Origin of the sequence: Chryseobacterium sp. KLBC 52, assembly GCF_003347605.1 — a bacterium.
Classification (GTDB): domain Bacteria; phylum Bacteroidota; class Bacteroidia; order Flavobacteriales; family Weeksellaceae; genus Chryseobacterium.
Window position 1 is genome coordinate 162,550 of record NZ_QDFZ01000008.1, and the last position, 26,174, is coordinate 188,723.

General features: G+C 37.0%; 27 protein-coding genes. 8 read left to right on the forward strand and 19 right to left on the reverse strand.

Going from position 1 to position 26,174, the window contains the following annotated elements; all coding sequences use genetic code 11:
* Positions 1-15 precede the first annotated feature (15 nt).
* The gene (locus tag DDF69_RS10735; RefSeq protein ID WP_114820790.1) at positions 16-1,272 is read right to left on the reverse strand and encodes a PKD domain-containing protein; all 1,257 of its coding nucleotides are present in this window, start codon (positions 1,270-1,272) and stop codon (positions 16-18) included.
* A 61-nt stretch (positions 1,273-1,333) separates the two neighbouring features.
* On the opposite strand from DDF69_RS10735, the gene DDF69_RS10740 reads away from it, so the two are divergent.
* Together DDF69_RS10740 and DDF69_RS10745 are read left to right on the forward strand one after the other, a co-directional pair.
* The gene (locus DDF69_RS10740; RefSeq protein WP_114820791.1) at positions 1,334-2,176 is read left to right on the forward strand and encodes an alpha/beta hydrolase family protein; all 843 of its coding nucleotides are present in this window, start codon (positions 1,334-1,336) and stop codon (positions 2,174-2,176) included.
* A gap of 48 nt (positions 2,177-2,224) precedes the next feature.
* The gene (locus tag DDF69_RS10745) at positions 2,225-2,734 is read left to right on the forward strand and encodes a hypothetical protein (RefSeq protein WP_114820792.1); all 510 of its coding nucleotides are present in this window, start codon (positions 2,225-2,227) and stop codon (positions 2,732-2,734) included.
* Positions 2,735-2,790: 56 nt separating this feature from the next.
* On the opposite strand, the gene DDF69_RS10750 is transcribed toward DDF69_RS10745, so the two are convergent.
* From DDF69_RS10750 to DDF69_RS10795, 10 genes are all read right to left on the reverse strand, one after another.
* Positions 2,791-3,390: a hypothetical protein gene (locus tag DDF69_RS10750; RefSeq protein WP_114820793.1), complete on the reverse strand. Its 600-nt coding sequence runs from the start codon at positions 3,388-3,390 to the stop codon at positions 2,791-2,793.
* A 12-nt stretch (positions 3,391-3,402) separates the two neighbouring features.
* Complete coding sequence (locus DDF69_RS10755) at positions 3,403-4,224, reverse strand: flavin reductase family protein (protein WP_114820794.1); 822 nt, start codon at positions 4,222-4,224, stop codon at positions 3,403-3,405.
* An 84-nt stretch (positions 4,225-4,308) separates the two neighbouring features.
* Complete coding sequence (locus DDF69_RS10760; protein ID WP_114820795.1) at positions 4,309-4,722, reverse strand: GxxExxY protein; 414 nt, start codon at positions 4,720-4,722, stop codon at positions 4,309-4,311.
* A 99-nt stretch (positions 4,723-4,821) separates the two neighbouring features.
* A complete protein-coding gene (gene fahA / locus DDF69_RS10765; protein WP_114820796.1) occupies positions 4,822-6,069 on the reverse strand; it encodes a fumarylacetoacetase in 1,248 nt (415 codons plus the stop codon).
* A 53-nt stretch (positions 6,070-6,122) separates the two neighbouring features.
* The gene (locus tag DDF69_RS10770; RefSeq protein WP_114820841.1) at positions 6,123-6,584 is read right to left on the reverse strand and encodes a hypothetical protein; all 462 of its coding nucleotides are present in this window, start codon (positions 6,582-6,584) and stop codon (positions 6,123-6,125) included.
* A gap of 71 nt (positions 6,585-6,655) precedes the next feature.
* Positions 6,656-7,786 (reverse strand): 4-hydroxyphenylpyruvate dioxygenase, encoded by a 1,131-nt coding sequence (gene hppD, locus DDF69_RS10775; RefSeq protein ID WP_034697426.1) that lies wholly within the window; start codon positions 7,784-7,786, stop codon positions 6,656-6,658.
* A 238-nt stretch (positions 7,787-8,024) separates the two neighbouring features.
* Positions 8,025-8,816, reverse strand: coding sequence for a hypothetical protein (locus DDF69_RS10780; protein WP_114820797.1), 792 nt, complete (start codon positions 8,814-8,816; stop codon positions 8,025-8,027).
* A 140-nt stretch (positions 8,817-8,956) separates the two neighbouring features.
* The gene (locus DDF69_RS10785; protein ID WP_114820842.1) at positions 8,957-10,231 is read right to left on the reverse strand and encodes an acetyl-CoA hydrolase/transferase family protein; all 1,275 of its coding nucleotides are present in this window, start codon (positions 10,229-10,231) and stop codon (positions 8,957-8,959) included.
* Positions 10,232-10,451: 220 nt separating this feature from the next.
* Positions 10,452-11,963, reverse strand: a complete 1,512-nt coding sequence (locus DDF69_RS10790) for a succinate CoA transferase (protein ID WP_114820798.1) — start codon at positions 11,961-11,963, stop codon at positions 10,452-10,454.
* A 170-nt stretch (positions 11,964-12,133) separates the two neighbouring features.
* The gene (locus DDF69_RS10795; protein ID WP_114820799.1) at positions 12,134-13,285 is read right to left on the reverse strand and encodes a homogentisate 1,2-dioxygenase; all 1,152 of its coding nucleotides are present in this window, start codon (positions 13,283-13,285) and stop codon (positions 12,134-12,136) included.
* Positions 13,286-13,408: 123 nt separating this feature from the next.
* On the opposite strand from DDF69_RS10795, the gene DDF69_RS10800 reads away from it, so the two are divergent.
* Positions 13,409-15,478 (forward strand): TonB-dependent receptor plug domain-containing protein, encoded by a 2,070-nt coding sequence (locus DDF69_RS10800; protein ID WP_114820843.1) that lies wholly within the window; start codon positions 13,409-13,411, stop codon positions 15,476-15,478.
* 50 nt (positions 15,479-15,528) lie between these two features.
* Positions 15,529-15,936 carry a thioredoxin fold domain-containing protein gene (locus tag DDF69_RS10805; protein WP_228411964.1) on the forward strand — a complete coding sequence of 136 codons (408 nt, stop codon included), beginning with the start codon at positions 15,529-15,531 and terminating at the stop codon, positions 15,934-15,936.
* Positions 15,937-16,107: 171 nt separating this feature from the next.
* Here the strand turns inward: DDF69_RS10805 and DDF69_RS10810 are convergent, their stop codons facing one another.
* Together DDF69_RS10810 and DDF69_RS10815 are read right to left on the reverse strand one after the other, a co-directional pair.
* Positions 16,108-16,578 carry a cupin domain-containing protein gene (locus DDF69_RS10810; RefSeq protein ID WP_114820801.1) on the reverse strand — a complete coding sequence of 157 codons (471 nt, stop codon included), beginning with the start codon at positions 16,576-16,578 and terminating at the stop codon, positions 16,108-16,110.
* Between the two features lie 3 nt (positions 16,579-16,581).
* On the reverse strand, positions 16,582-17,571 hold the full coding sequence (locus DDF69_RS10815) for a zinc-binding alcohol dehydrogenase family protein (protein ID WP_114820802.1): 990 nt from the start codon (positions 17,569-17,571) through the stop codon (positions 16,582-16,584).
* 92 nt (positions 17,572-17,663) lie between these two features.
* Here DDF69_RS10815 and DDF69_RS10820 point away from each other — a divergent pair, with 92 nt between their 5' ends.
* A complete protein-coding gene (locus DDF69_RS10820; protein WP_114820844.1) occupies positions 17,664-18,041 on the forward strand; it encodes a winged helix-turn-helix transcriptional regulator in 378 nt (125 codons plus the stop codon).
* Between the two features lie 306 nt (positions 18,042-18,347).
* On the opposite strand, the gene DDF69_RS10825 is transcribed toward DDF69_RS10820, so the two are convergent.
* The 4 genes from DDF69_RS10825 to DDF69_RS10840 all read right to left on the reverse strand — a co-directional run bounded on the left by DDF69_RS10825 (position 18,348) and on the right by DDF69_RS10840 (position 22,180).
* Positions 18,348-19,202 carry a glycine betaine ABC transporter substrate-binding protein gene (locus tag DDF69_RS10825; RefSeq protein WP_114820803.1) on the reverse strand — a complete coding sequence of 285 codons (855 nt, stop codon included), beginning with the start codon at positions 19,200-19,202 and terminating at the stop codon, positions 18,348-18,350.
* Between the two features lies 1 nt (position 19,203).
* Positions 19,204-20,031, reverse strand: a complete 828-nt coding sequence (locus tag DDF69_RS10830; protein WP_110367868.1) for an ABC transporter permease — start codon at positions 20,029-20,031, stop codon at positions 19,204-19,206.
* A 1-nt stretch (position 20,032) separates the two neighbouring features.
* On the reverse strand, positions 20,033-21,283 hold the full coding sequence (locus tag DDF69_RS10835) for a glycine betaine/L-proline ABC transporter ATP-binding protein (RefSeq protein WP_114820804.1): 1,251 nt from the start codon (positions 21,281-21,283) through the stop codon (positions 20,033-20,035).
* Positions 21,284-21,814: 531 nt separating this feature from the next.
* Positions 21,815-22,180 (reverse strand): DUF1304 domain-containing protein, encoded by a 366-nt coding sequence (locus DDF69_RS10840; RefSeq protein WP_047429381.1) that lies wholly within the window; start codon positions 22,178-22,180, stop codon positions 21,815-21,817.
* Between the two features lie 64 nt (positions 22,181-22,244).
* Here DDF69_RS10840 and DDF69_RS10845 point away from each other — a divergent pair, with 64 nt between their 5' ends.
* From DDF69_RS10845 to DDF69_RS10855, 3 genes are all read left to right on the forward strand, one after another.
* Positions 22,245-22,817: a Crp/Fnr family transcriptional regulator gene (locus tag DDF69_RS10845; RefSeq protein ID WP_114820805.1), complete on the forward strand. Its 573-nt coding sequence runs from the start codon at positions 22,245-22,247 to the stop codon at positions 22,815-22,817.
* Positions 22,818-22,880: 63 nt separating this feature from the next.
* Positions 22,881-23,315 (forward strand): DoxX family protein, encoded by a 435-nt coding sequence (locus DDF69_RS10850; protein WP_185144335.1) that lies wholly within the window; start codon positions 22,881-22,883, stop codon positions 23,313-23,315.
* Positions 23,316-23,319: 4 nt separating this feature from the next.
* Entirely contained in the window at positions 23,320-23,763 is a 444-nt protein-coding gene (locus DDF69_RS10855; protein ID WP_062675364.1) for a carboxymuconolactone decarboxylase family protein, read from the forward strand.
* Between the two features lie 245 nt (positions 23,764-24,008).
* On the opposite strand, the gene DDF69_RS10860 is transcribed toward DDF69_RS10855, so the two are convergent.
* Together DDF69_RS10860 and DDF69_RS10865 are read right to left on the reverse strand one after the other, a co-directional pair.
* Positions 24,009-24,977, reverse strand: coding sequence for a cyclase family protein (locus DDF69_RS10860; protein ID WP_114820806.1), 969 nt, complete (start codon positions 24,975-24,977; stop codon positions 24,009-24,011).
* 154 nt (positions 24,978-25,131) lie between these two features.
* Complete coding sequence (locus tag DDF69_RS10865) at positions 25,132-26,115, reverse strand: aldo/keto reductase (RefSeq protein WP_114820845.1); 984 nt, start codon at positions 26,113-26,115, stop codon at positions 25,132-25,134.
* Positions 26,116-26,174: the final 59 nt, after the last annotated feature.

A 26,174-nucleotide genomic window follows, 5' to 3' on the forward strand; every position in this document is an offset into this window, starting at 1 on the left:
GCAGCAAAAATAAGCTTATTTTTTAATAATTTTTTTAGTGAATTCCTTTTCTCCTGTTTTATATTGCAGGAAATAAACTCCGCTGGTCAGATGCTGAAGTGAAATACTATAGCCGGTCTCTGTTTTATTCAAATGATAAGGAATGATTTTTCCTGAAGCTTCTGTAAGGGAAATTACTTCAAATTTCTTTTTAGAAACGACATTAACAAGGTTTTGAACAGGATTGGGATAGATTTGAATACCGTTTTCTATACTTGTTTCCGCTGTATGCAACGTGTTGACAACAACCAGTTTTGTTTTGGTCGTAGTTGCTCCGCAGGCATCTGTTGTAAGTTTTACCTGATAATTTCCTCCCACAGTATAGGTGTGTGTCGGATTTTCCAGCGTAGAAGTCGTTCCATCACCAAAATCCCATGAATAGTTGGCTGAATTCTGAGTTGCATTCGTAAACTGAACGGTGCCTGCTCCGGTAAGCTGATAAGTAAATCTGCTGTGAACATCATTGTTGGTCACATACCATTGACCAGGCTCATTGTACACTTCTGTTTTCACAATTTCTTTAATCAGTTGCGCCTGTGCCGGAGTAAGATTTCCATTAAAAGGAACCTGCGTAGGATCTTTCTTGAATATAATAGTGTAAAATGTATACGCAGCAGCCATAGAACCAATGTAGCTCGGGTGCGATTCATCCTGATCATACAATTCAATGGCCGGGTTTTGTTCTCTGATCGTTCTCCAGACTTTACCTACAGGAGAGACAATGCCTTCATTGTTCATCGCCATTTCCATATAACGGTTATAAATTTGAGTGTCCATTCCCTGATACGTACAGACTGTGGGAAGTCCCGGGCAATTGGCTGCATCACCATTTTTTCGGCCCCACGTCATATAGAAAATAACATTTCCACAAGGATTGGCTGTTTTAATTAAATTGGAAAGCTGAAGGGCATAAGGATACACCTGGTTTTGTACCTGTGAATCAGGAAACGAAGGAAGCTGGCTCTGTTCCTGCAGTACCACGTAATCCCAGTTTCCCTGATTAATGTCTGTAGTGACATTTGGGTTATTGGCATGATCCTGCAGGGTAGCACCTCCCGGAGTCTGACTGTGATGTTCGAATACATCGCCGTTAGATGTGGCAATACTTTGAATAAGACCAGGTAAATTGTTAACATAAGTATAACTGTTTCCAATAAAAAAGACCCTTTTGGTCGTCTGGCTCAGGATCAAAGAAAATGTAATTAAAAATAAAAAAAGTAGAGTTTTTTTCATAAATTTCAGTTTGAATTCATCCTATAAATATAAATAATATTAAGTAAAACCCATTTGTTTTATGAATTTGATTATAGAAAAGAATATATACTTAGAAAATAAAGAAACAAAAGGTTTTCTTGCTGATGCTTTTTATAAAGACGTTGAAAAAAAACTTCCTTTGGTCATATTTGTTCACGGATATAAAGGCTATAAAGATTGGGGAGCCTGGAATCTGATGGCTGAAAAGTTTGGGGAAGCAGGTTTTTTCTTTGTCAAGTTTAATTTTTCACATAACGGGACTACAACTGATGATCCGTTCAACTTCGGTGATCTTGAAGCTTTTGGGCAGAATAATTATTCTAAAGAACTTTCCGATCTTGGAGTAGTAATTGACCACTTTAGTAAAGATCGGCATGTGGATGATGAAAAGATTGTGCTGATCGGGCATAGCAGAGGTGGGGGAATTTCTATTATTAAAACTTTTGAAGATGAAAGGATTAACGGCCTTATTACGTTGGCCAGTGTGGATACTTTAGATCGTTTCCCAAAAGATACTGCTTTTGAAAACTGGAAAAATAATGGTGTTTATTATGCTTTAAATGGGCGTACCCAACAGGAAATGCCTCATTATTATCAGTTTTATGAAGATTATGAAAAAGATATTCACCGTTTTGATATAGAAAGAGCTGCAGAAATGGCTAAAGCGTATATGCTCATCATTCATGGAACAGAAGATGAAGCGGTAGAGGTGAAACAGGCAGAACATCTTCATATTCTTCACCCCAATTCTGAATTGTTTCTGATTGAAAATGCCAACCATACTTTCGGAGCAAAAGAACCATGGGAAGGAAATGAATTACCAAAAGATCTCCATACGGTAACTGAAAAATGTATTTACTTTATCAAGGAAAAATTGAAATAAAACGTTTAAAACTACGTTATTATTTAGTAACCACTATAAAATATATTTATGAAAAAAATTATTGCAGGCGCATTTGCGCTTTCACTATGTGTTGTTTCATGTAAAAAAGAAACAAAAACAGAATCTTCTGTAAGCAGTGATACTTTGGCAACCGTAATGCCTAAGGATTCCGTAACAACTCCAAAAACAGATTCAGCAGCAACTGCAGCTCCTTCTGCTCCTGCTCCGGATAATATCATTACCAAAAACGTTGGGAAATATCCTCATGATATTAAATTCTTTGAAGATAAAGGTATTTCAGAAAGACTGAAAAAACTTACCGGAGCTCAGTATGATGAGATGGTAAAGAATTTCAACGTAGAAAGTCCTGTTACGTCAGAAAATGGAATCTACAAACTGACAGGATGCAAACAGCACGATTGTCCCGGATATGCTACAAGCATTTACTATGATGCTAAAAATGACAACCTGAATGTTTCTATCGATAAAAACGGTAAGGTAACAGAATTTGCTGAAAAAGGAAAAATTACTGTTTCGGAATCGCTTAAATCCAAATAATAAAAAAAGGAGTGAAACTTTTACTCCTTTTTTTTATTGATGATCAATCGATATCTTTAATTCGTTCTAACAGCGTTCTTTTTTACTGATTTTAAAAGACTTCTGAAATTTTTCATGGTCATCATTTCAGTTGAAGGATCGAAGATGGTCACCTTTTGATCTTTCTCCACCGAAACTTCTGAATATGCTTTCAGAGAATATATTTTCTTCATACTACTGATATCATAGACATCCATCATTGCAAAAGTTTCATTTTTCTTATATTCATACTGCGTTCCAATTGAATTGTCTAAACCGTTTCGCACTTTCATGGTGTAGATGTTTACCAGGAAATTGAAATCAGAATTTCTTTTCAATACCTCAAGATCTTCAGTTTCCGGATCAAAAGGAATACTATTCTGAATGATATTTTCTGCTTTTGCCGTTTTTAAGTCAAAGGCTTTGCCATTGCTTAAATCCTGAAATAGTTGAAACGCTTCCTTACTCATCATTTCCCGGTGATGTGAATCTACATCCGTTTTGATGTTGTTAATCAGCCACTTTTTATCCTTCGAAAATACCAATGACTTGCTGTAGATCCCGTAATCTTTTTTTACAGGATAATAGCATGATTGTAATGTGATTAAGAGAAAAAGGAAGAAGATGTATTTTTTCATCAGTAAATCAGACTATTTAATTAAAATCTTCCAGGCTTCTTCAATTTTGCTTTCAAGAAGTAATTTCTGGGCATCAAGATGGATATTTTCATCAGCATGAAAGTCACCTTCAGGCAACACTTCCGTATTGGCAAGCATTCCAAGGTCATTTCCTGTAAAGACTTTGCTGTATTTAATAGAATCTGGTAACAGATCGAAACCAATTCCTTTTGTTACCAAAGGCTTTGGTACTTCAAAAAGACTGTTTTCATTGCTTCTGGAATACCAGTTGCTGCCTAAACGGGCTACCATATCCAGTTTTTTCTGATCCAGATTTCCGGCTTCATTCAGATATTCTTCTCTGATATGAATTTTCTGAACTTCACAGATTACCAGATTTCCTGCGCCACCCTGATCACCCAATGATTTTACCTCTAGAACCTTACATTCAAAATTAACCGGGCATTCTTCAATAAGTTTAGGTTGTACAAGATCTGCATCTTTCATGGTAAGACCGGATTTGATAAATTCATTGACTCCGGTTTCGTATTCTGTTGAAGCTAAAGAAATCTGCTGTACAATTGGAAAATTGACTGTTCCAATGACTACTTCAGGTACTTCATGAACATTTTCCAGCGTATGTTTGGTGGTATTGTCACGAACCCTTCTCGATGGTGAAAAAATCAAAATCGGAGGAACAGTACTGAACATATTAAAAAAACTGAACGGAGATAAGTTATTATTACCGTCTTTATCCACTGTAGAAGCCAATGCAATGGGACGTGGTGAAACGGCGGTCTGCATAATGGTCTGCAGTTGTACGGAGGTTATCTCGGAGGGGATTACTGTTTTCATGTTTTTCTTTTTAACACTTAAGTTATTTTAGTTATTTCTAATGCTGTTTAGCGGAGAGCACTTAAGTTTGAAAATCTACGATTTTCATTCTTTTGAAAGCTCTTTAAATATTTTAGAGGCAAAAAACTCACAACCTTCATGATAGAGGTTGGTGACATTGAAATTAACTAGGATTGAACGGGGTACTTTTAAAAGATTCATATAATTCATTGTCTGAGCTTTATGAATCTGATGGATATCAGTAACGGATTTTAATTCAAGAACAATTAATTCTTCAATCAAAAAATCACATTTTACTTTACAGTCTATATGACTTCCTTTATATAAAAATGGTATTTCAAGTTCACTTTGATAGTTTAAACCTAACAGATCAAACTCTCTTTCTAAACATTTGTGATAAACCTCTTCATATAGGCCCGGACCAACCAGCTTATGTACTTCTATACAAGCTCCAACGATTTTGTAAGATAAATCATTAACTAATTTTTGAGTCATCATAATGTAAGAAAATGAAAATCGTAGATTTTCAAAAAACTAAAGTGAACTTAATTTTACCATTATCATATAACTTTAAAAACTAAAGTGTTTAAATAATTATTAAAGTGTTGGAATAATTTTACCGGAAACTTCACCGAAACCTACTCTTACACCGTCTTTTTCTGCCCATGCTTTCATGGTAACCGTATCATTATCTTCAATGAACTTTCTTTCTTCTCCGTTGCTTAATGATAAAGGATTTTGTCCTCTCCATGTCAGTTCAAGCATAGAACCGAAAGATTTTGGATCACTTCCTGAAATAGTACCGCTGGCATATAGATCACCTACTTCCACATTACATCCGTTTACCGTGTGATGTGCCAGTTGCTGGGTCATATTCCAGTACATGTGTTTGTAGTTGCTTTCACAGATCAGGTTCTGATCTCCGTTTTCAGGCTGGATATAGACTTCAAGGTTGATATCATAGTTTTTATCACCTTCAAATTTTAAATATTCTAAAACTTCAGGATCCTGTACTGGGGAAGCAGTTCTGAATGGTTCCAAAGCTTCCAGCGTAACCACCCATGGAGAAATAGAAGAACCGAAGTTTTTCGCAAGGAATGGCCCTAGTGGAACATATTCCCAGGATTGGATATCTCTTGCAGACCAGTCATTGAAAACGACCATTCCGAAGATGGCATCTTCTGCATCTTTGGTAGAGATACTTTCTCCCATCTCTGTATTTTTATTGATGATGAAAGCCATTTCCAGTTCGAAATCCAATTGTTTAGATACTCCGAAAACCGGTTTGTCTGCATCTGCTGGTTTCGTCTGACCCTTAGGACGGTTGATTTCCGTTCCGGAAACTACGATAGAGGATGCTCTTCCGTGGTAACCTACCGGTAAATGTTTCCAGTTGGGTAATAAAGCGTTTGCCGGATCTCGGAACATTTTTCCTACGTTGGTAGCATGTTCGATGCTGCTGTAGAAATCGGTGTAGTTCGGGATGTGAACAGGCATCATCATTTTTACTTTATCCAGGTCATAAAAGGCTTCTTCAATAGTCTTCTGATCTTTTGATAAAGTGGATCCTTCCTGTAATAAAGTTTGGATTTTAGTACGAACAGCATTGGTAACAGGTTTACCCAGCTCGATAAATTCGTTGATCGTATAGGCTTCAAAAACATTGTCGTCTAATCCTTCAATATCTTCAAAATAACCAAGATCGTACAAGGTAGCAAGATCAATGACCTGATCTCCGATTCTTGTACAGCATCCGATATATTCTTTGTTAAAAACTGCGACTCCGAAAGGAATATTGTGTATAGAAAAATCCGAATTTGAGGAATAGTCTACAAATGATTTCATAAGTTTAGATTTTAGTTAGATTCAATATCATCCGGAAGAATTCCCCGGTACATTTATTTGGTCTTTTTTGAATAAGAGGCTTCATCAATCCATCTGTCTCTGGTATTGACATCGATAAGGTACAAAATATTGTCCTGCTGTGTCAGCAATAAAGTTTTAGTGACAGGCATTGGGATTTTTTTGTTTTCAAGCATGTCTGCCCGTAAAGAAATAATATTTTTTTTCCTGATGATATCACCGGTGAAAACATTGGAACTGCTTTCTCCAGTTGCTTTATCATCGAAAACTTCTACATAGGTGGCATTATTCCCTTTGATAATAATAAAGTCCCTTTCCGTATGGTCGGCTTCATCTTTAATAAAAACAAACTTTTTGTTGTCAATATTTACGTTTTCAAGATGCTGATTGATGCCTTTTCTTTGTTCAAGTCGGTTAAGGATTTCATTCAAAGTACCATATTGAGCTTTAAGCCCTAAGGTTCCCAGAAGAAAAATCCCGATTAAAAGTTTTCTCATATACTGTGTTTTATAAAAAAGTTTTGCCAGAATATTGTATCCTGACAAAACTTATATTTTCTAATGTAAAATTAAAGATTCCCTCTTCTTTCCTGCTCTCTTTCTAATGCTTCGAACAATGCTTTGAAGTTTCCGGCACCAAAACTCTGTGCACCGTGTCTTTCAATAATTTCGAAGAATAGAGTAGGACGGTCTTCTACAGGCTTCGTAAAGATCTGTAATAAGTATCCTTCTTCATCATGATCAATAAGTATACCTAACTCCTGAAGTTTTTTAAGATCTTCATCAATATGACCTACTCTTTCAGGAACCATGTCGTAATATGCTTCTGGTGGAGCAGAAAGGAACTCTACACCACGTTTTTTTAATTCAGTTACGGTGTGGATAATATCCTTTGTTGCCACAGCGATGTGCTGTACTCCTTCTCCTTCGTAGAAATCAAGATATTCTTCTACCTGAGATTTCTTTTTACCTTCTGCAGGCTCGTTGATCGGGAATTTTGCATATCCGTTTCCATTTGACATTACTTTAGACATCAATGCAGAATATTCTGTGTTGATCTGCTTGTCATCAAAAGAAAGGATGTTTACAAATCCCATTACTTTTTCATACCATTCTACAGTTGGGATCATTCTGTTCCAGTCAACATTTCCTACACAGTGGTCTACGTATAATAAACCTGCTTCTTCAGGCTTATAATCGCTTTCCCACTTTTCATAACCAGGCATAAAAGCACCGTTATAATTTTTTCTTTCAACAAACATGTGAACGGTTTCTCCATACGTGTAGATACCGGACATTCTTACCTCACCATGCTCATCAGTTAACGTTACTGGCTCTAAATAAGGTTTTCCACCTCTTTTAGTTGTTTCTTCGAAAGCTGCATAAGCGTCATCTACCCAAAGTGCCAAAATTTTTACTCCGTCACCATGTTTTTTTACGTGTTCACTGATAGGAGATTCAGACTTAAGTCCTGTAGTTAATACCAATCTGATTTTTCCCTGTTGAAGCACATAAGATGCACGGTCTCTTACTCCTGTTTCAGGACCCGCATAAGCTACAGACTGAAAACCGAAAGCGGTTTTGTAATAATGAGCAGCCTGTTTAGCATTTCCTACATAAAACTCAATATAATCTGTACCGTTAATCGGTAAGAAATTTTCTGCTTGAGCTATTTTCTCGGCAAATGTAAGTGTTGACATATTTTCTCTTTTACTTTTATTTTATTGGTATGCAAATTACAAAAAACTTAGACATTGCGAAAATATTCGCAAGGATTCATTGAATATATTTAACATAACCTTAAAGAAGAGTTTACTTAAGTATATTTAAGTTTCATAAGTCTAAAATCATCTGCCTACATTTGTTATACAAAAGACAAGTGAAAAAAAATATTTCGAAACATGAAAGCCGTAGATACTCTCTACGGCTTTCTTATTTTTAAGTTGTTTCAATTTTTCTGTTGAGCATTCCCGCGTCGGGATTATAGTTGTCCCAGATCTTCCAGGAATTATTTATTTTTTTGATAAAATAAATTTGTGTACTCAGTTGATTGACAAAGTGTTCCTCTCCGGTTTCTCCAACTTTAAACAGAAGATTCCAGAACTCCTGAGATTCCAGGATTTTTTTGTCGGGTTCATCGGTCACCACTTGAATATCAAAAACCTCATAATTGGATCTGTTGTTTTTAGTAACCAGCTGAAAGTCTTTATCACATAATTCTTTACTGAACAGTGAAACCCTTTCCAGGAATGGAGAATCATCAAAAACCAGATCTTTAAAAAGCTGGGTATTATGATTGGGAAACTGTTTACAAAACTCAAAAGCGGTTGCACAGTATTCATAAACCATTTTCGTAAGATAAGACTGATCATCAGTTTCCTCTTCTTCCTGTTTCTTATATCTGATAGCAAGGATGTAATCATTGAGATCTTTATATCCTAAGAAAATGCAGATTTTATCAAGTGTTTTAAGAAATCTAAGGTCATTGTGAGTTTTATCCTGGTAATCGTTTTCAAAAAAGCGTTGTAAGGTTACATGGGAAATGGTATTTCCGATTTCAAATTTTTTTCCTCCTTTCAGTTCTTCCGCTTCAGAAAGCTCGTCTTTGATAATTTCAGAAAGAATAATATAATGGCTTCGCTTCCATTCATTCACATTCCCCAAAACAGAATTCCTTACCTTGGAATGTTTTACCACTTCGTCTCGTATCGAATTATATATAGTTTTCAATTTCCTTGTTTTTGAAAGAATTTTATCAAATATACTGCCAAAAATTTAATATTTTTTTATCATTTTATGATAATGAGTTCAAAATATGTTTTAAGTTTTCAATTTAAAAAAGCAGTTTCAAGGACTTTATAATTTGATTATCAGTGTTTAAATCTTTCAAAAGCAGCTCTTTCCAGCATCTCTCTGTCATCCGGATGGGCAATACTGATGAGTTCCTGCGCTCTCTGGCGAAGATTCTTACCATACAAATAGGCTGTTCCGTACTCAGTAACCACGTAGTGGATATGGCCTCTGGTAGTTACGACACCAGCTCCCTGTTTAAGGAAAGGAACAATTCTGGAAATTCCTTTTTTCGTCCTTGCCGTAATAGCTATGATAGGTTTTCCATCATCACTTAATGCTGCACCGCGCATAAAATCCATTTGCCCTCCAATTCCGCTGTACTGGAGTGTTCCGATAGAATCGGCACATACCTGGCCGGTAAGGTCTATTTCAATGGCAGAGTTAATGGCTACCATTTTTTTGTTTCTCATAATATTGATCGGAAAATTCACTTCACTCACGTCTCTGAAGGCAAAGACTGTATTGTCATCCACATAGTCGTAAAGTTTTCTTGTTCCGAAGCAGAAACTTGTAATGGTTTTATTGTCGTTGTAGCCTTTGTATTTGTTGTTGATCACATCATCCTGAATAAGGTCAATAACACCGTCGCTCAGCATTTCTGTATGAATTCCCAGGTCTTTATGGTTGGTAAGACATTTTAACACGGCATCAGGAATGGTTCCGATGCCCATCTGAAGGGTAGATCGGTCTTCAATAAGCTCCGCTACATTTTTTCCTACGAGCATTTCTTCAGGACCTACTTTGGAACCATAATCTACTGTTGGGAGTTCCTCTTCATGCCAAACCAGTTTATGAATCCTGCTGATATGGATCATCCCGTCTCCATGGGTTCTTGGCATTCTTGGATTAACGATGGCAACAATGATTTTTGCTGTATCTACAGCGGCTCTTGCAATATCTACAGAAGTTCCCAAGGTACAGAAACCATGTTTATCCGGAGGGGAAACTGTAACGATAGCTACATCGAGAGGGAGAATATTTTTTCTGAATAAAATGGGAATTTCACTTAAGAAAACGGGAACAAAGTCTCCACGGTCAGAATTTACAGCATCACGCACAGGTGTCGAAACAAATAAAGAGTTGATGAAAAAGCTGTCTTTGTATTGTGGTTTTGCAATTTCCACATTTCCCTGCTGGGTGATGGAAACCATTTCCACATTTTGCAAACGATTAGACTGTCTTGCCAGCTCATCAATCAGATAATTCGGTGTACAGGCACTGCCGTGAAAAAATACACGGTTTCCACTTTTTATCGTATATATTGCTTCTTCTGCGCTGATGTAATTATTCATATTTTGTCTTTTTAAAAGGGTGTTCAATGTATTTTTACAACTCATAAAAATACCGCTCTTCTTTCAAAGATAATCTTTATAATTTTATATTCATATAAATATTTTGAGGATATTGTACAGATTTTTATCATATAAATACATCAGCTGTGATTTAAAAAAGGAAGGACTCAATGCATTGGCATTCAGTCCTTTCGTTTTGTCTGTTATTTTGATGCAAATTTTAATTAGCAGTTTCTACTGCAGTTTTCTGTTTCATGCTTCCCGTTTCTGCAAATCGTAAATGCCAGCTGAATGCCTCTTGTAATAAATGTGGCGTATGACCTCCTTTTTCACAGGCTCTGTCGAAGTAAGATTGTAGTTCTTCTTTATAATCCGGGTGAACACAATTATCAATGATTTTCTGTGCTCTTTCTCTTGGAGCCAGTCCTCTTAAGTCAGCCAATCCGACATCTGTTACCAGAATATCTACATCGTGTTCTGTATGGTCAGTATGAGAAACCATTGGAAGAACGTGGGAGATATTGTTACCTTTTGAAGCGGCCTGAGTTACAAAAATACTTAAATAAGCGTTTCTTGCAAAGTCTCCGGAACCCCCAATTCCGTTCATGATTTTTGTCCCTCCGATATGAGTGGAGTTTACATTTCCATAGATATCGAATTCAATGGCGGTGTTGATGGCAATTACTCCCAATCTTCTGATCAATCCCGGAGTATTGGAAATATTCTGAGGTCTTAAAACGAATTTGTCTTTATATTTTGAAAGGTTTCCTAACACTCTTTCGTAGCATTCCTGAGAAACGGTAATGGATGATGCAGAAGCAAAGCTTAGCTTACCAGAATCGATCAGATCAAATGTACTGTCCTGTAGCACTTCCGAAAACATGGTCAGGTCATAAAAATTACTGTCTTTGAATCCTGTCAGAACTGCATTGGCAACCTTACCGATACCTGCCTGAAGAGGAAGTAAACGGTCTGTAAGTCTTCCTAAAAGAACTTCATTTTCAAAGAAAGCAAGAAGATGTTTGGCGATTGCTGTTGTTTTTTCATCGGGTTCTGCAATATCTGCCGGACTGTCTTTACGGTTGGTAAATACAATAGCCTCAATTTTTTCAGGATCTACAGGAATGCTTTTTCTCCCGATTTTGTTCCATGGTGCAACAATCGGAATCACATTTCTGTAAGGATAATCTTCGGCCTGGTAGATATCATGGATGCCATACACTTCTTCAGGTACTTCTGTATTGATTTCAATAATAACCTTTTTAGCCAAAGCCGCAAAAGTAACAGAATTTCCCACAGAAGTAGTCGGAACAATACTTCCGTCTCTTTCAATATAAGCAGCTTCGATAATGGCTACGTCAATGCTCTGAAGATTTTTGGTGTGAAGAAGCTCGGCACTTTCACTTAAATGCTGGTCGATGAAGAGAATTTCACCGTTGTTGATTTTGTTTCTTAAGATAGGATCTACCTGGAATGGCATTCTTTTTTTCAGAACGTTGGCTTCTGCCAGTCTTCCGTCGGTACCGTGTCCCAATGAAGCTCCGGTCATCAAAGTGACTTTCAAGTCTTCTGTTTTTCCTCTTTCAGCCAGTGCGGGCAAAATGGCTTTGCTGTCACCTGCTTTTGTAAAGCCGCTGGACCCGATGGTCATACCGTCTTTAATGATTTTTACAGCGTTTTCGGCTGTGGTTACCTTTTGGTGTAAACTTTCTAATCTGATTCTTTCTAACATGTAATATTGATTTTGTTTTAAACCACCATTACTTAGGATGCGATATGAAAAATAATGATGGTCAATATGTTAACCATACCTCACAAATTTACAAAAAAAGACGCTTTAAATAAAGGATTTAAAGCGTCTTTTGTATGTATTCAGTAATACTTTTTGATAATTTTACTGTTTTATTCCAGCCATGAAGTTTTATAAGAAGGATCTTCTACTTTTAAAGCTTCTTCTGTAATTTTTAACGGGCGGAAAGGGTCTACCATTACAGCATATTCTTCCGTGAATTTTTTACCGATACTTCTTTCCATAGCACCAGGGTGAGGTCCGTGTACAATTCCGCCAGGGTGAAGGGTAAAGTCCATTAAATCAATGTGGTTACGGCTCATGAAATCACCTTCTGTGTAGAACAGTACCTCATCAGAGTCAATATTAGAGTGGTTGTAAGGAGCAGGAATGGCCTGTGGGTGATAATCATACATTCTTGCACAGAATGAGCACACTACGAAATTGTGGCCTTCAAAATTCTGGTGAACCGGTGGCGGTTGGTGAATTCTTCCGGTAATCGGTTCGAAGTTTTTAATATTGAATTTATAAGGATAAAAATAGCCGTCCCAGCCTACCACATCAAACGGGTGTGTTGCGTAGATGAAATCTGTAATCTGGTTTTCTTTTTTTACTTTAATTAAGAATTCTCCTTTTTCATCAACGGGTTCTTTGAAAGTAGGAGCAATCATGTCTCTCTCGCAGAATGGAGAGTGCTCTAAAAGTTGCCCGAATTCATTTCTGTATCTTTTCGGAGTGTAGATAGGAGAGTGGCTTTCCAATACAAAAAAGACTGTATCATCAGATTTTAGTTCTACCTGATAAATTGTTCCTCTCGGAATAATAAGATAATCTCCGGTTACGAATTCAAGATCTCCTACAAATGTTTTTAAGATTCCGGTTCCGTTATGAACATACAAAAGCTCATCACATTCCGCATTTTTGTAGAAATAATCCATCGATTTTCTTGGCTTTGCCAATCCCATTTTCAGGTCATTATTCATCAAAAGGATCTTTCGGCTGTCCATGAAATCATCTTCAGGAGTAACGTTCATTCCCTTAAACATTCTTGGAGCAACATTCTTTTCCACTGCGATTTTGGGAGTAACATCTTTCGGCTCACCGATAGATTTAATCTGTGTAGGGCGGTGGATATGATATAACAGAGAAGAAATACCATGGAAGCCTTCTGTACCGAAAAGCTGCTCATAGTAAAATTTATCTTCAGGAGACTTAAAGATCGTGTGTCTTTTTGGTGGGATATTTCCCGATTGATGATATCTCATTTTACTTTCATATGTAGTTTCTCAAATTTAATCATTTTTCATGAATTCAGTCCATCTATATTTTTGGGATTAAGTTTTGTATTTGAAAAAAAAATGTTAGATTTGTCTAACAATTTTAATTTCATGAAGCGAATATTATTTTCTATTACTTTTTTATCAACCTATTGTTTTGCGCAGGAGACCGACAGCTTGGGTGTACAGCAAACTAAGAGTCAGGATTCTACAAAAGTTATGAAGAGGGAATTCAAGACAAGTGCCATTGAGGATGTAGTGGTTACTGGTACCATAAAACCGATGAGCAGGTCCAAAAGTCCTGTGGCAGTGGAGATCTACAGCCAGAAATTCTTTCAGAAAAATCCTACTCCCAGCATTTTTGAAGCCATTGCAATGGTGAATGGGGTGAAACCTCAGCTGAACTGTTCCGTATGTAATACTGGGGATATTCACATCAACGGATTAGAAGGGCCATATACCATGATTCTGATTGACGGAATGCCGATTGTAAGTTCTCTTTCCACCGTATATGGACTAAGCGGAATTCCGAATAGTTTGGTTGACCGAATTGAAGTAGTAAAAGGCCCAGCATCTTCTATTTATGGGTCTGAAGCTATGGGAGGGGTGATTAATATTATCACCAAAAATGCACTGACTGCTCCTAAATTAAGTGTTGACCTGATGACATCGAGTTGGTTTGAAAATAATATGGATCTTTCCACCAAATTCAATTTGGGAAAGAAAGCTGCTTCTTTATTAAGTTTAAATTATTTCAGTTTTCAGGAAAGGATAGATCAGAATAAAGATAATTTCACAGATACCACTTTACAAAGCAGAATTTCCGTATTCAACAAGTGGAATTTTAAGAGAAAAGAAAACAGACAGGCAAGTTTTGCTTTGAGGTATTTGTATGAAGATCGTTTCGGCGGAGAAATGCAATGGAATAAATCCTTCCGGGGCAGTGATGAAGTATACGGAGAAAGTATTTATACGAACAGAGCAGAGGTTTTCGGATTGTACGAATGGCCGATGAAAGAACATATTGTGACTCAGTTTTCTTATAATTACCATGATCAGAATTCATTTTATGGATCCAATCCATTCAATGCGACACAAAAAGTGGCATTCGTGCAGACGTATTGGGACCGAAGCTTCGGGAAACATGATATCACAGCCGGACTTACTTTCAAAAGAACTTTTTACGATGATAATACACCCGGAACATTAGCAGCAGATGGGATTACCAATGCGCCGATGAAATCTCCTATCTGGGGAGCTTTTATCCAGGATCAGTGGGAGATTAACGATAAAAATACTTTGCTGATTGGATACAGATATGATTATGATAAAGTACATCATTCCGTACATTCACCGAGGTTTGCATGGAAATTTAATCCTAATCCATATCATACCTTGCGTTTCAACTTTGGAACAGGTTTCAGAGTGGTTAATTTATTTACGGAAGATCATGCTGCATTGACAGGCTCAAGGGAAGTTGTGGTAAAATCAGATCTGAAACCGGAAAGATCTGTTAATGGAAACCTGAATTATATCTGGAAAATTCCCGTAGGAAACCGAATGGTAAATCTTGATGCGTCGGCATTTTATACGTATTTCAGTAATAAAATTGTAGGTGATTTTGATTCCGATCCTAACAAAATTATTTATGACAATCTTCACGGATACGGAATTTCAAGAGGTGCTTCCCTGAATGTGGATTTCAGTTTTCAGTTTCCTCTAAGTGTTAATCTGGGAGTGACGTATTTGGATGTCTATCAGAAATTTGATAACGAAAATCAAAAAACACAACAGCTGCATGCCCCAAAATGGAGTGGTACTTATAATCTGACGTATAAGTTTGCGAATAACCTGACCATCGATTTTACAGGACAATTCTACGGTCCAATGCGACTACCTGTCTTAGTAAATGATTTCCGCCCTGAATATTCACCTTTTTATTCTCTGGCCAATATTCAAGTGTCCAAGAGCTTCAAATCCGGATTTGAAGTGTATTGCGGAATGAAAAATTTATTCAATTTCAGGCCTAAAGATCCTTTGATGAGACCATTTGACCCGTTTGATAAGCATGTTGATGATCCTATCAACAATCCTAATCATTATACTTTTGATACGGCATACGGCTATGCACCCATGCAGGGGATCAGAGGTTTTCTGGGAGTAAAATATACTTTAAAATGAAAAAAATAGCTTTATTTTTAATGTTAGTGCCCTGTTTTTATCTGTCTCAGATGAAGACAGGCACTTTTTCTGATCTTGAAATTCAGCAGAAAGAAAATCCGAAGCCAGTTGTGATCCATCTTTATACAACTTGGTGTGCGGTTTGTAAGATTGAGTCTTTTCGTATGAATAAAGATCAGGAGCTGGTGAATATGATCAATGATCATTTTTATTTTGTCAATTTCGAGGCAGAGAAGACAAAGGAGAAAATTCATTTCCAGAATCAGGAGTTTGAATATCTGCAGAATGGAAATTCCGGAATTCATGAGTTGGCGCTGGCATTATCAAAGAATAAAAATCAGCCTGTTTATCCTTTGTGGGTATTCCTGGATAAGCATCAGAATCTGGTGTATTATCAGGAAGGGCAGATGACGCCTGAGAAAATGAAGCAGAAACTGTTGGAGATTTCGGCTTTGTGAGTTGTAAAATTAATCTAGACAATTATACACAATTCCACATTAATCCTGCTATTTTTATTATGACGCTGTCATTCTGAATGTAACGCAGTGAAATGAAGAATCTAAGCTTTACATGAGATTCTTCCTTCGTCAGAATGACAATCGTGTTAAATCTTATATAGTCGTCTAAATTTAGATCGCTGCATCAATCAAAACAGCCAGTTGAATACAAGGGTCATCAGACCGGTTGCTCCAAGCATGGTTTGTTCCCCGTTGAATAACGATGTCGCCCGGCTTCAGAAGCGTTTCACCTTCTTCCATAATGAGATAAAGCTCACCGGAAAGGATAATGATATAATCCAGTGTCGGCGTTTGATGCATCATCGGATGAGGTTCATTCTTTTTCCATTCTACACCTAAATCTTTATCCGGCGGAACTACTACATATCGGAAGTAAGTACCGTTCTTAGGCGTTTGTGGAAATCCGGTATTGGGAATTCGGTTTTCAAAATCCAGGCTGGCTGGTATGGTCTGAGTATTCCATACATCTGAAATGATGAGTCCTGGAAAATGTTCGACGGCATTTTCTACCTGTTGGTCTTCAATAATGACAGATTTTCCGTCTTTTATTCCTGTTACGATTCGTCTTGGTATTGTGTTCATAGATTAATGTTTCATGATCAGTTTATGACCTTGGGTCTGATTATTTTTTAGAATAGAATGTGCCTGCAGAACAGTATCCAAAGAAAGATTTCCAACGATTTTATATTGTGGAGGGAGGATTGTTCCGTTTTCAATGAGAGTCTTGATGGTAAGCAAGCTGTTTTTATAGTACTCATATTTTTTTACCACTCCATACGTATAATTGGAGATATTCATAATCAGAGTTCCTTTATTGAAGAGGGTTTCGTGAGCATCTTTAGTGACTAGAGCCGTTACATCCACATACATTCCGTTAATTTTTAAAGCTTCTGCTGTCAATTCTGACATGGTGTTTCCCACCAGATCAATTCCATATTCGAAAGGCTGGTTATTATTGGCTTTTACAATATTCTCAATAAGATTTTCTTCTTTATAATTGATGATCTGATGATCTTTTAAACCCAATTTGAGAAGAATCTCTCTGTTTTCTTCACTGCCAACCGTGGCTGTGATCTGCCGGATATTATGTGCTAATAAAAGTTTAATCACAAATGAACCTACACCTCCGGCTGCACCTGTAACAAGGATTGTATTTTCCGGATTTAATTTCAAACGGTTAAAAATCTGTAAAGAAGTAAGTCCAGCTGAAGGAATAGCAGCTGCCTGTTCAAACGAAATATTTTTTGGTTTAAAAGAAACAATAGCTTCAGGTACTGCAATATATTCAGCGTAAGTGCCGTTGCTTCCCATAGAGCCGCTTCCAGAGTAGACTTCATCGCCAATATTGAATTCTGTCACTTTGGAACCTTTATCCACTACAATTCCGGATAATTCTCTTCCTAATATCGGGGAACTGATCAGTTTCCGTTCCAATTCATTTTCCAGCATCTGATAGTCGATGGGATTGAACCCGCTTGCTTTGATCTGAATTAAAACTTCATTGTTTTTGGGTTTGGGTTGTTCTGCTAATCCGTCTTCCAGAGTTCCGTTTTTATTTAAAATAACTGCTTTCATTATTGTTAATTTGATACACAAATGTAAAGAGGGAATAGTTTATATTTGCTACTAGTTAACCAATGGTAACTAGTTACCTTCATGAAACTATTATGGCAAAAATCATTGAAAACGGTATCGAAAGAGAAGCTAGCTGCACAGAAGAATTGTTCGCAATGCGGGACAGTCTGGACGTTTTGGGAGGAAAATGGAAACTGATGATTTTACGGTATCTGACCAACAGACCTGATCAGATAATTCATTTTAAAAAGCTGGAACGCAGTATTGAAGGAATCTCTGCAAAAATGCTGAGCAAAGAATTAAAAGAACTGGAAACCAATCTTCTGATCACAAGAACGATTCAGGATACAAAGCCGATTACGGTAACATATGCGGTGACGGAATATGGAAAATCTGTATTTCCTGTGACGGAAACATTAGTGAATTGGGGAATAATCCATCGGGAAAAAATCAAAGAATCAATGGGATAATTTTGAGATATTGGAAAACGCAAAGACGCAAGAATTTCCTTTAAATATGCCTTAAGTCGCAAGGATTTTATCTTTGATAAAATTGAATTCTGTTGAATTTTAACTGAAACAGACTTGTTGAAAATCTCCCATTGAGCAAAGTCGAAATGTTCTTACGCATTAAAGAAGTATATTATTAAATTTCTTTGCGCCTTAGCGATTGCTAATCAATCTTGCTTCATAGAGAAAAGATCAAAAATCTGTATTGATCAAAAAATCCTCATACCCGTGAAGAGTTGAGGATTTAAAATACTACCAAATTGTTGATTAGTTTTTATCTAACCAAGACTGTACAAGTTCAGAGTGATCTTCCACCCATTCTTTGGCCGTAGCTTCTTTATTTTTACTCTGTTCCATTTTCATTAAAAGATCAGACATGTTTTCATCATCAAAATGGAGTTTTGAAAAGAATTTTGCCAGCTCCGGATGATCTTTTGCAAAGCTTTTTCTGGAATAGGTTTTAATCTGTTCGGCTTCACCATAAATCTTTTTGGGATCATCAAGAAACTTTAGCTTCATTTTACCAAACATCCAGTGGGGCTGCCATCCGGTTACCACAATCCATTCTTTACGCTGTATAGCATTCTGTAATTCGGTGATCATGGCAATGGTAGAGGAGTTGATCTGCTGATAATCCAGTTGATAATCAGCGATCGCTTTATCTGTTCCGGTGGTTAATCCGGCTCCTTTTTCAATTCCAATAATTCTATGGTTGAATTGATCTTTATGCTGACTGAGCTCTTCAATGGAATTAACAGGAACATATTCCGGCACAACCAACCCTATACGACCGTTATCGTAATTGGTTCCCAGATGAGTCAATCCCGGAAATTTAGCCAGCTTTTTAGCATGGGTGTAAGGAAGCCAGACTCCCATGAAAAGGTCTGTATCTTCATTATTCATCGAAGCCAGAATCATATCCGTAGAAGCTTTTTGAATAATAACATGATAACCTTCTTTATCCAGAATGGCTTTAGCAACATGCGTCATTGCAACATCTTCCGCCCAGCCGTCTACCATTCCTATGGTGATGTATTTAGAGTTTTTTATGTTTTCACACGAACTTAATGCTGTAAATATTAACATTAAAACGGGTAAAAACAGATATTTAAATTGTTTCATTTTATTGCTTTTTCTTTACAAATCCCTGGGTAATTCGGTCGAGGATAATGGCTAAAATCACTACGGATAAACCACTTTCAAATCCTAATCCGATATCCAGATTATTAATTCCTTCCAGTACTTTCTCTCCTAAACCGCCTGCAGCAATCATTCCTGCAATAACAACCATGGATAATGATAACAATATGGTTTGATTGATTCCCGTTAAAATCGTTTTCATGGCTAAAGGAAGTTCTACTTTAAATAGAATCTGACGGTTGGTGGCACCAAAAGCTCTGGCTGCCTCTACGATATCTTTTGGAACGGCTTCAATTCCCAATGTCGTTAACCGAACCGCAGGTGGCATCGCAAAAATAATGGTTGCAAAAGCTCCAGGTACTTTACCAATACTGAAAAACAGTACAGCCGGAATCAGGTAGACAAATGCGGGCATGGTCTGCATCAGATCCAGTAAAGGACGAATGATTTTGTCGGCTATTTTGCTTTTAGCCGCTAAAATTCCCAAAGGAATAGAAAGAATAAGAGCCGTAATGGTGGATACAAAGATAAGTGCCAGCGTTTCCATGGTTTCTTTCCATAGACCCATTAAAAATATTAAACTTAATCCGGCAGCCGTTACTACAGCAATACCTTTTCCGGCTTTCCATAATGCCAGCAGGGTAAAAAAGAGAATGATTACATAAAAAGGTGTGTTGGTTAAAACCCATTCAATCCCCATAATGGAGGAATTTCCCAGATGTTTTATGACATCAAATACAGGCTTTCCGTTTTCTGTGAGCCAATTGATTGCAGTTTCTACATATTGGCCTATATCTATAGTTTTATTCATCTTATTGGTTGTTTGCGATTTCTTTTAATTCTATAATCTCTTCTTCGTTAAATTTGGTGGCTTCTATGACCAGCGATAACTGGGTAACAAGACCTAGAAATTTATTGTCTTCATCAATTACAGCGATGGACGATTTGTTTTCAGAGATCAGTGGTAACATCTCTTCAACAGTCACTTCAGGATAAACTGAAGGAACATTGCTGTTGATAATAGATTCTACCGTAGGTTCTTTCATTTTGGCAATGCGGACCACATCTTTAAGGGTTACAAAACCAAGAAATTTATTTTGAAAGTCTACCACAGGCAAGTTTTCCAGCCCTGTAGCTCTCATTTTTCTTAAAGCTCCTTCCGGACCGTCTTTTCTGAAACGTACTACTGTCGCTTTATCAAACATTAAAGATCTGGCAGTAATAATCGTTTTACGGTCTACTTTCTCTACGAAGGCTTTCACATAGTCGCTGGCAGGATTGGTTAAAATATCTTCCGCTGTTCCTATCTGTTCTATGACACCATCTTTCATGATGACGATACGGTCCCCGATTTTAATGGCCTCATCCAAATCGTGGGTAATAAAGACGATGGTTTTTTGTAATGTATTCTGCAGTTCAAGCATCTGATCCTGCATTTCAGATTTGATCAATGGATCCAGTGCTGAGAAGGCTTCATCCATAAGTAATACTTCAGGATCATTCGCCAAAGCTCTTGCCAATCCAACTCTCTGCTGCATTCCTCCGGAAAGTTGGGAAGGATATTGGTTTTCAAAGCCGGTTAATCCGACGATGTCTAATGCTTTCTGTGCTTTTTTATCGCGGGAAACTTTGTCTTCTCCTCGTATTTCCAGTCCAAAACCTGCATTGTCGAGAATTGTATGATGGGGAAGTAATCCAAATTTCTGAAATACCATACTCATTTCCGTTCTTCTTACTTCCAGCAGTTCTTTGTTGTTTTTTCCGGTAATATCATCGTCATTGATGTATACTTTTCCGGAAGTAGGTTCATTCAGCCTGTTAAGACAACGCAGTAAAGTCGATTTTCCGCTTCCTGAAAGTCCCATGATCACAAAGAATTCTCCTTCATAAATTTCAAAACTTGCTTTGTTGATTCCTATGGTGCAGCCTGTTTTTTCAAGAATTTCCTTTTTGGAAAAACCTTTATCCAGAAGTTCCTGTGCTTTTTCTTTGTTTTTACCAAAGATGATGGTCAGGTCTTCCACTTTAAGTTTTACTTTTCGAGTGTTTTCATTTTTTTCCATATTCAGAATTTTTCAATTAATAATTTGATATAAAAAATTGTACACCAATTCATTATATACATTTAACTTTCGTTGTTCTGCTGTTGGCAATAGGATAAAATAATTTGCTAAGCCTTTAATAATAAAAGCTTTAAACAAAAAAATAACAGCATAAAGACCTGCTGGCCTTATGTTTATTTTAAATATTTCAATAGATTATACTCTAGAAAAAGAGTGTATTATGTAAAAAGAAACTGATCTTCTACATAGATTCTACAATTAAATTACTGATGAGGTAATTACAGATATGTGTACTGAACAACTTGAATGGCTACATTTCATCAAAATGCTTGCCAGCATCAAAAAACTGTCTATCAATTTTTTATGACGGTGCAAATTTACGAATTTTATATTAAATGGATTTTCAGCTATGTAAGTTGTTGATTTTTAGATCTATTTTGAAATGGTGATTTTATAATGTTTTTTTCTCTTATCATTAAAGATTAAGAGAATATTGATGTGAGAAGAAACTTGACGATACTATTTGTAAGGCTATTTTAATAAAACGGCAATAATAGCAAGGATAGCGGGTAATGCCTGAACGAAAAATATTTTTTTAGTGGCAGAGATTGCTCCATAGATTCCGGCAACGGCTACACATCCTAAAAAGAATAATGCCACATTAGTCTGCCATTGTGGATCTTTAATCAAAAAAGACCAGATCAGTCCGGCAGCCAAAAATCCATTGTAAAGCCCCTGATTGGCAGCAAGTCCTTTCGTTGGTTTAAACATTTCTGCAGGCAATGCTGCTTTAAAAACTTCTTTTCCTTTAGTTTCCCATGCGAACATTTCCATCCAAAGAATATAAAGGTGTTCCAGTGCCACAACAGCGATCAGAATTTTAGCAACGATTTCCATGATTCAATATTTTCTCATTGTAAAACTAAAAAAATAAAGTTAAGTTTGAGTATTAATTCTTACAATGGACTCATTCAAATCACATTTAAACAAATTTATTACGGTAACGGACGAAGAATACACTTCTATTGTATCATTTTTTGAGGTAATGGATGTGAAAAAGAAACAAAATCTGATGTTGGAAGGAGAGATCTGCCGGAATATGTTTTTTGTGGTGAAAGGCTGTCTGAGGAAGTTCTTTATCAATGAAAAAGGAGTAGAGAATACCACTCAGTTTGCCATTGAAAACTGGTGGATTACGGATACTTTTGCTTATGAGAGACAGCAGCAGACGGATTTTAATATTCAGTCGGTGGAGCATTCTACTATTTTGGTGATTGATTTTAAAAATCAGGAATTATTATTTGCAAAACATCCCATAATGGAGCGTTATTTCCGGATTGTTTATCAAAGGGCTTATGCAGCTTCAGAAAGAAAAATCCGTTATTTGTCTGAATTTTCAAGAGAAGAACTGTATATCCATTTCAGCACTCTGTACCCGTGGTTTATTCAAAGGATTCCTCAATATCTTGTTGCTTCGTTTCTCGGATTTACACCGGAGTATTTAAGTGAAATCAAAGCAAAATTACGATCTTAAACCAGTTTAAGTTTTTTACGGATCATAACCCGGAAATTTGTCATGTGATTAAAAGCTAATGCAATGACAAATCAAAAAAATCAATTTCCGCAACTTTTTTTAAGACTGGCTCTTGCCGTTACGATGCTTTCTGCGGTGGCAGATCGGTTCGGATGGTGGAGTAAAGAAAATTCATCATGGGGAAACATGGAGCGTTTTAAAGAATATACAAGACAGCTTACCTTTTTTCTTCCGGAAGCTTTGAGTACGGTTTCAGCGTATGCCGCTACCTTTTTAGAAATTCTTTTTCCTTTGATGCTGATTTTTGGATTTAAAACAAAGTTTGCAGCCTATGGAAGCAGTATCCTGCTGTTAATTTTTGCGATATCCATGACCATCGCATCAGGACCCAAAGCTCCACTGAACTATTCCGTATGGGTGGGAAGTGCAGCTGCGCTTTTACTGGCGGTACAGCAACATTATTCTTTAACTATAGATCAATTAACCAAAAAAATATAATATTATGAGCGCAAGATTAAATATTGCAACAGTAGATTCAGCAGCCTATAAAGCCATGTTGGGATTGGAAGGATATTTACAGACTATTTCTTTAACACATATTCAGAAGGAGCTGATTAAGATCAGGGCTTCACAGATCAATAAATGTGCTTTCTGTCTTGATATGCATACCAAAGATGCTATCAAATACGGAGAAAACCCTCAAAGAATTTTTATTCTAAACGGATGGACAGAAGCAAAAGAATTTTTCACTGAAGAAGAACAGGTGCTATTGGCAATGACAGAAGAAATTACGCTGATCAGCGATAAAGGTTTAACCGAAGAAACATATCAAAAAGCGAAGTCTTTCTTTGATGATAACCAGATCGCTCAGATCATCATGGCGATCATTACGATCAATGCATGGAACAGAATTGCAGTAAGTACTCATCTTCCGATTGCAAAATAGTGAATTCAGGAAGATGGATGATGGAGGATGAAAGTTGATGAAGACTGCATCATCTACGGATGTTTACTTTATTTTAAGAAACGGCCTTTCAAATTTTTGAAAGGCCGTTTTGATGCAAGATGCAAAGTGACAGTGTAACAGGGTTCGGGTATTAATTCTAAAAATAAATTTTTTGGTTCATTTTATTTTTTAAACCGGAATTACATTGTCTCTCCGTTTCTCGGATTATATTTCTAATAATTAAATTAATAAATAGCCACAGGATTTACATTCACCTGAGTAGAACCTACATACAAAGGCTGTCCCAGCACGAATAAAAATTCCCAGACTTTTTGTTTTACTAAAGGACGGCTGTCTATGAGTTCCAGGTTATAAATTCCTTTTTTAGCCAGCATAAACTGGTTGATGGGGAATTCTTCTTTACTTTTCGGGTTAGGATATACTTCGGAAGCCCAGGTGTCGCCACCAAAAGCAACGATTCCCTGATCGGCAAGCCATTTTGCTGCATCCATTCCTATGCCGGGTTCTGTTTCCAGAAATTGTTGATTGTTTTTACCAATTAATTCAAGCCATCCGGTGTTGAAAAGAACGATATCACCTTTTCTCAGAGTAATTCCTTGTTTCTTTAAAACGGATTTAATGTCTTCAACCGTAAATTCTGTTCCTCCCGGCACAATTGATTTTCCATAATGAGCCGTCATATCAAGCACTACACCGCGGGTAACGAAAGGAGGTACTTTTTCAACACCCAGTTTCTTTACGCCTTCTACGGTTACGAAATCTGTTGCCTTGTTTCCGTTATAGTAAGTGTTGTCAATACCAATGTGTCCGATACCGTTCAGTTGTGTTCCAACTCCGGTCCATCCGTTGACCAGTTCATCATTGAAGGTGAATTTATTCGGTCCTATACTTTTTCCGCCCTGTTCTCCGGGTTGGATATTGTATAAATTGAAACTTCTGTGTCTGAAAGCAGGCAGGTTTTTATCAATAGGAACGGCAAGTGCTAACGTTTTACCTTGTTTTACCAGTCCCAGTGCTTGTTTTACAACTTCCGGTGTTAACAGATTGGCTGCTCCAATCTCATCTTTCGCACCGTAAGCCGAAGGATACCATGATTGATCTTCAGGATTGACGAGTGTCTGAGCTTTTAGATTAATGCTGTTGATAGTCAATAGTGTAGCTAACCCGAACATTCTGATCAGATTATTTTTCATTTTTAAAAAGATTTGGGGGTTAAAAGAGGGAAGCAGAAAGCTGGAGGAGGAAATTTATTGATGCCGGATAAGAGATGGATTAGTGTACAATTCAACTCCAATTGTCATTCCGACGAAGGGAGAATTTCATTCTTCCAGCTTCCTGCCTTTTATATTAAATTTTGTTCAAAGCAGAACCGATAAAGTTCAATTCTTCCTGTGAAAGGTCAATAGACATTGCTTTTGCGTTTTCAATAGCTTGCTGTGCGTTTCTTGCCCCTGCCAATACGACTGTAATCGCTGGCTGCAGCGTTGTCCATCTTAATACAAGCTGAGAAAGGCTTGCTCCTTTTTCCTGAGCGATAGGTTCTATTTTTTCTAAGAACGTTTTCACTTTATTCAGATCAAACTGAGAGAAATATCCGTTTCTGTGGTCGTTATCTTTCAATTGGTTTTCTTTGAAGTATTTACCGGTTAAAAGACCTCTTTCCATAGGGCTGTACACAATAATTCCTGTGTTACTTTCCAGAGAATAAGGTACGAGATCGTTTTCAATAGCGCGGTTCAGCATGCTGTAAGAAACCTGGTTGCTGGCAAGTTGCAAAGTTCTGTTGGCTTCTTCCATCTGAGCTACACTGTAATTGCTTACTCCTGCTGTACGGATTTTTCCCTGCTGGATCAATAACTCCATAGCTTCCATAGTTTCGGAGATAGGCGTTGTGCTGTCCGGCCAGTGAAGCTGTAAAAGATCAATATAGTCTGTTCCTAGTCTTTTTAAGCTCTCTTCAACTTCTTTGATGATGTTTTCTTTAGAAGCCAATTTATAAACGGGAAGAGTCTTTCCTTCATCTTCTGCATCAAAGAAAAATTCTCCTTTGCCGTTATTGCTTCCGTCCCATACCAATCCGAATTTTGTTAAAAGCTGGATTTTTGAACGGTCTTTTCCTTTGATGGCTTCACCAATCATTTCTTCACTCAGTCCGAAACCGTAGAATGGTGCGGTATCAATAGAAGTTACTCCGTGATCCAATGAAGCGTGAATAGAATTGATGGAATCCTGTTTTTCATTACCGCCCCACATATTTCCACCAATAGCAAAAGCTCCGTGTGTGATAGTTGATAATTCTAAATCTGTATTTCCTAATTTTCTATATTCCATTTTGTTTGTTTTAAAATTGTTGTTGTAAACCACCCCGTCAAAAATTCTTTGAATTTTCG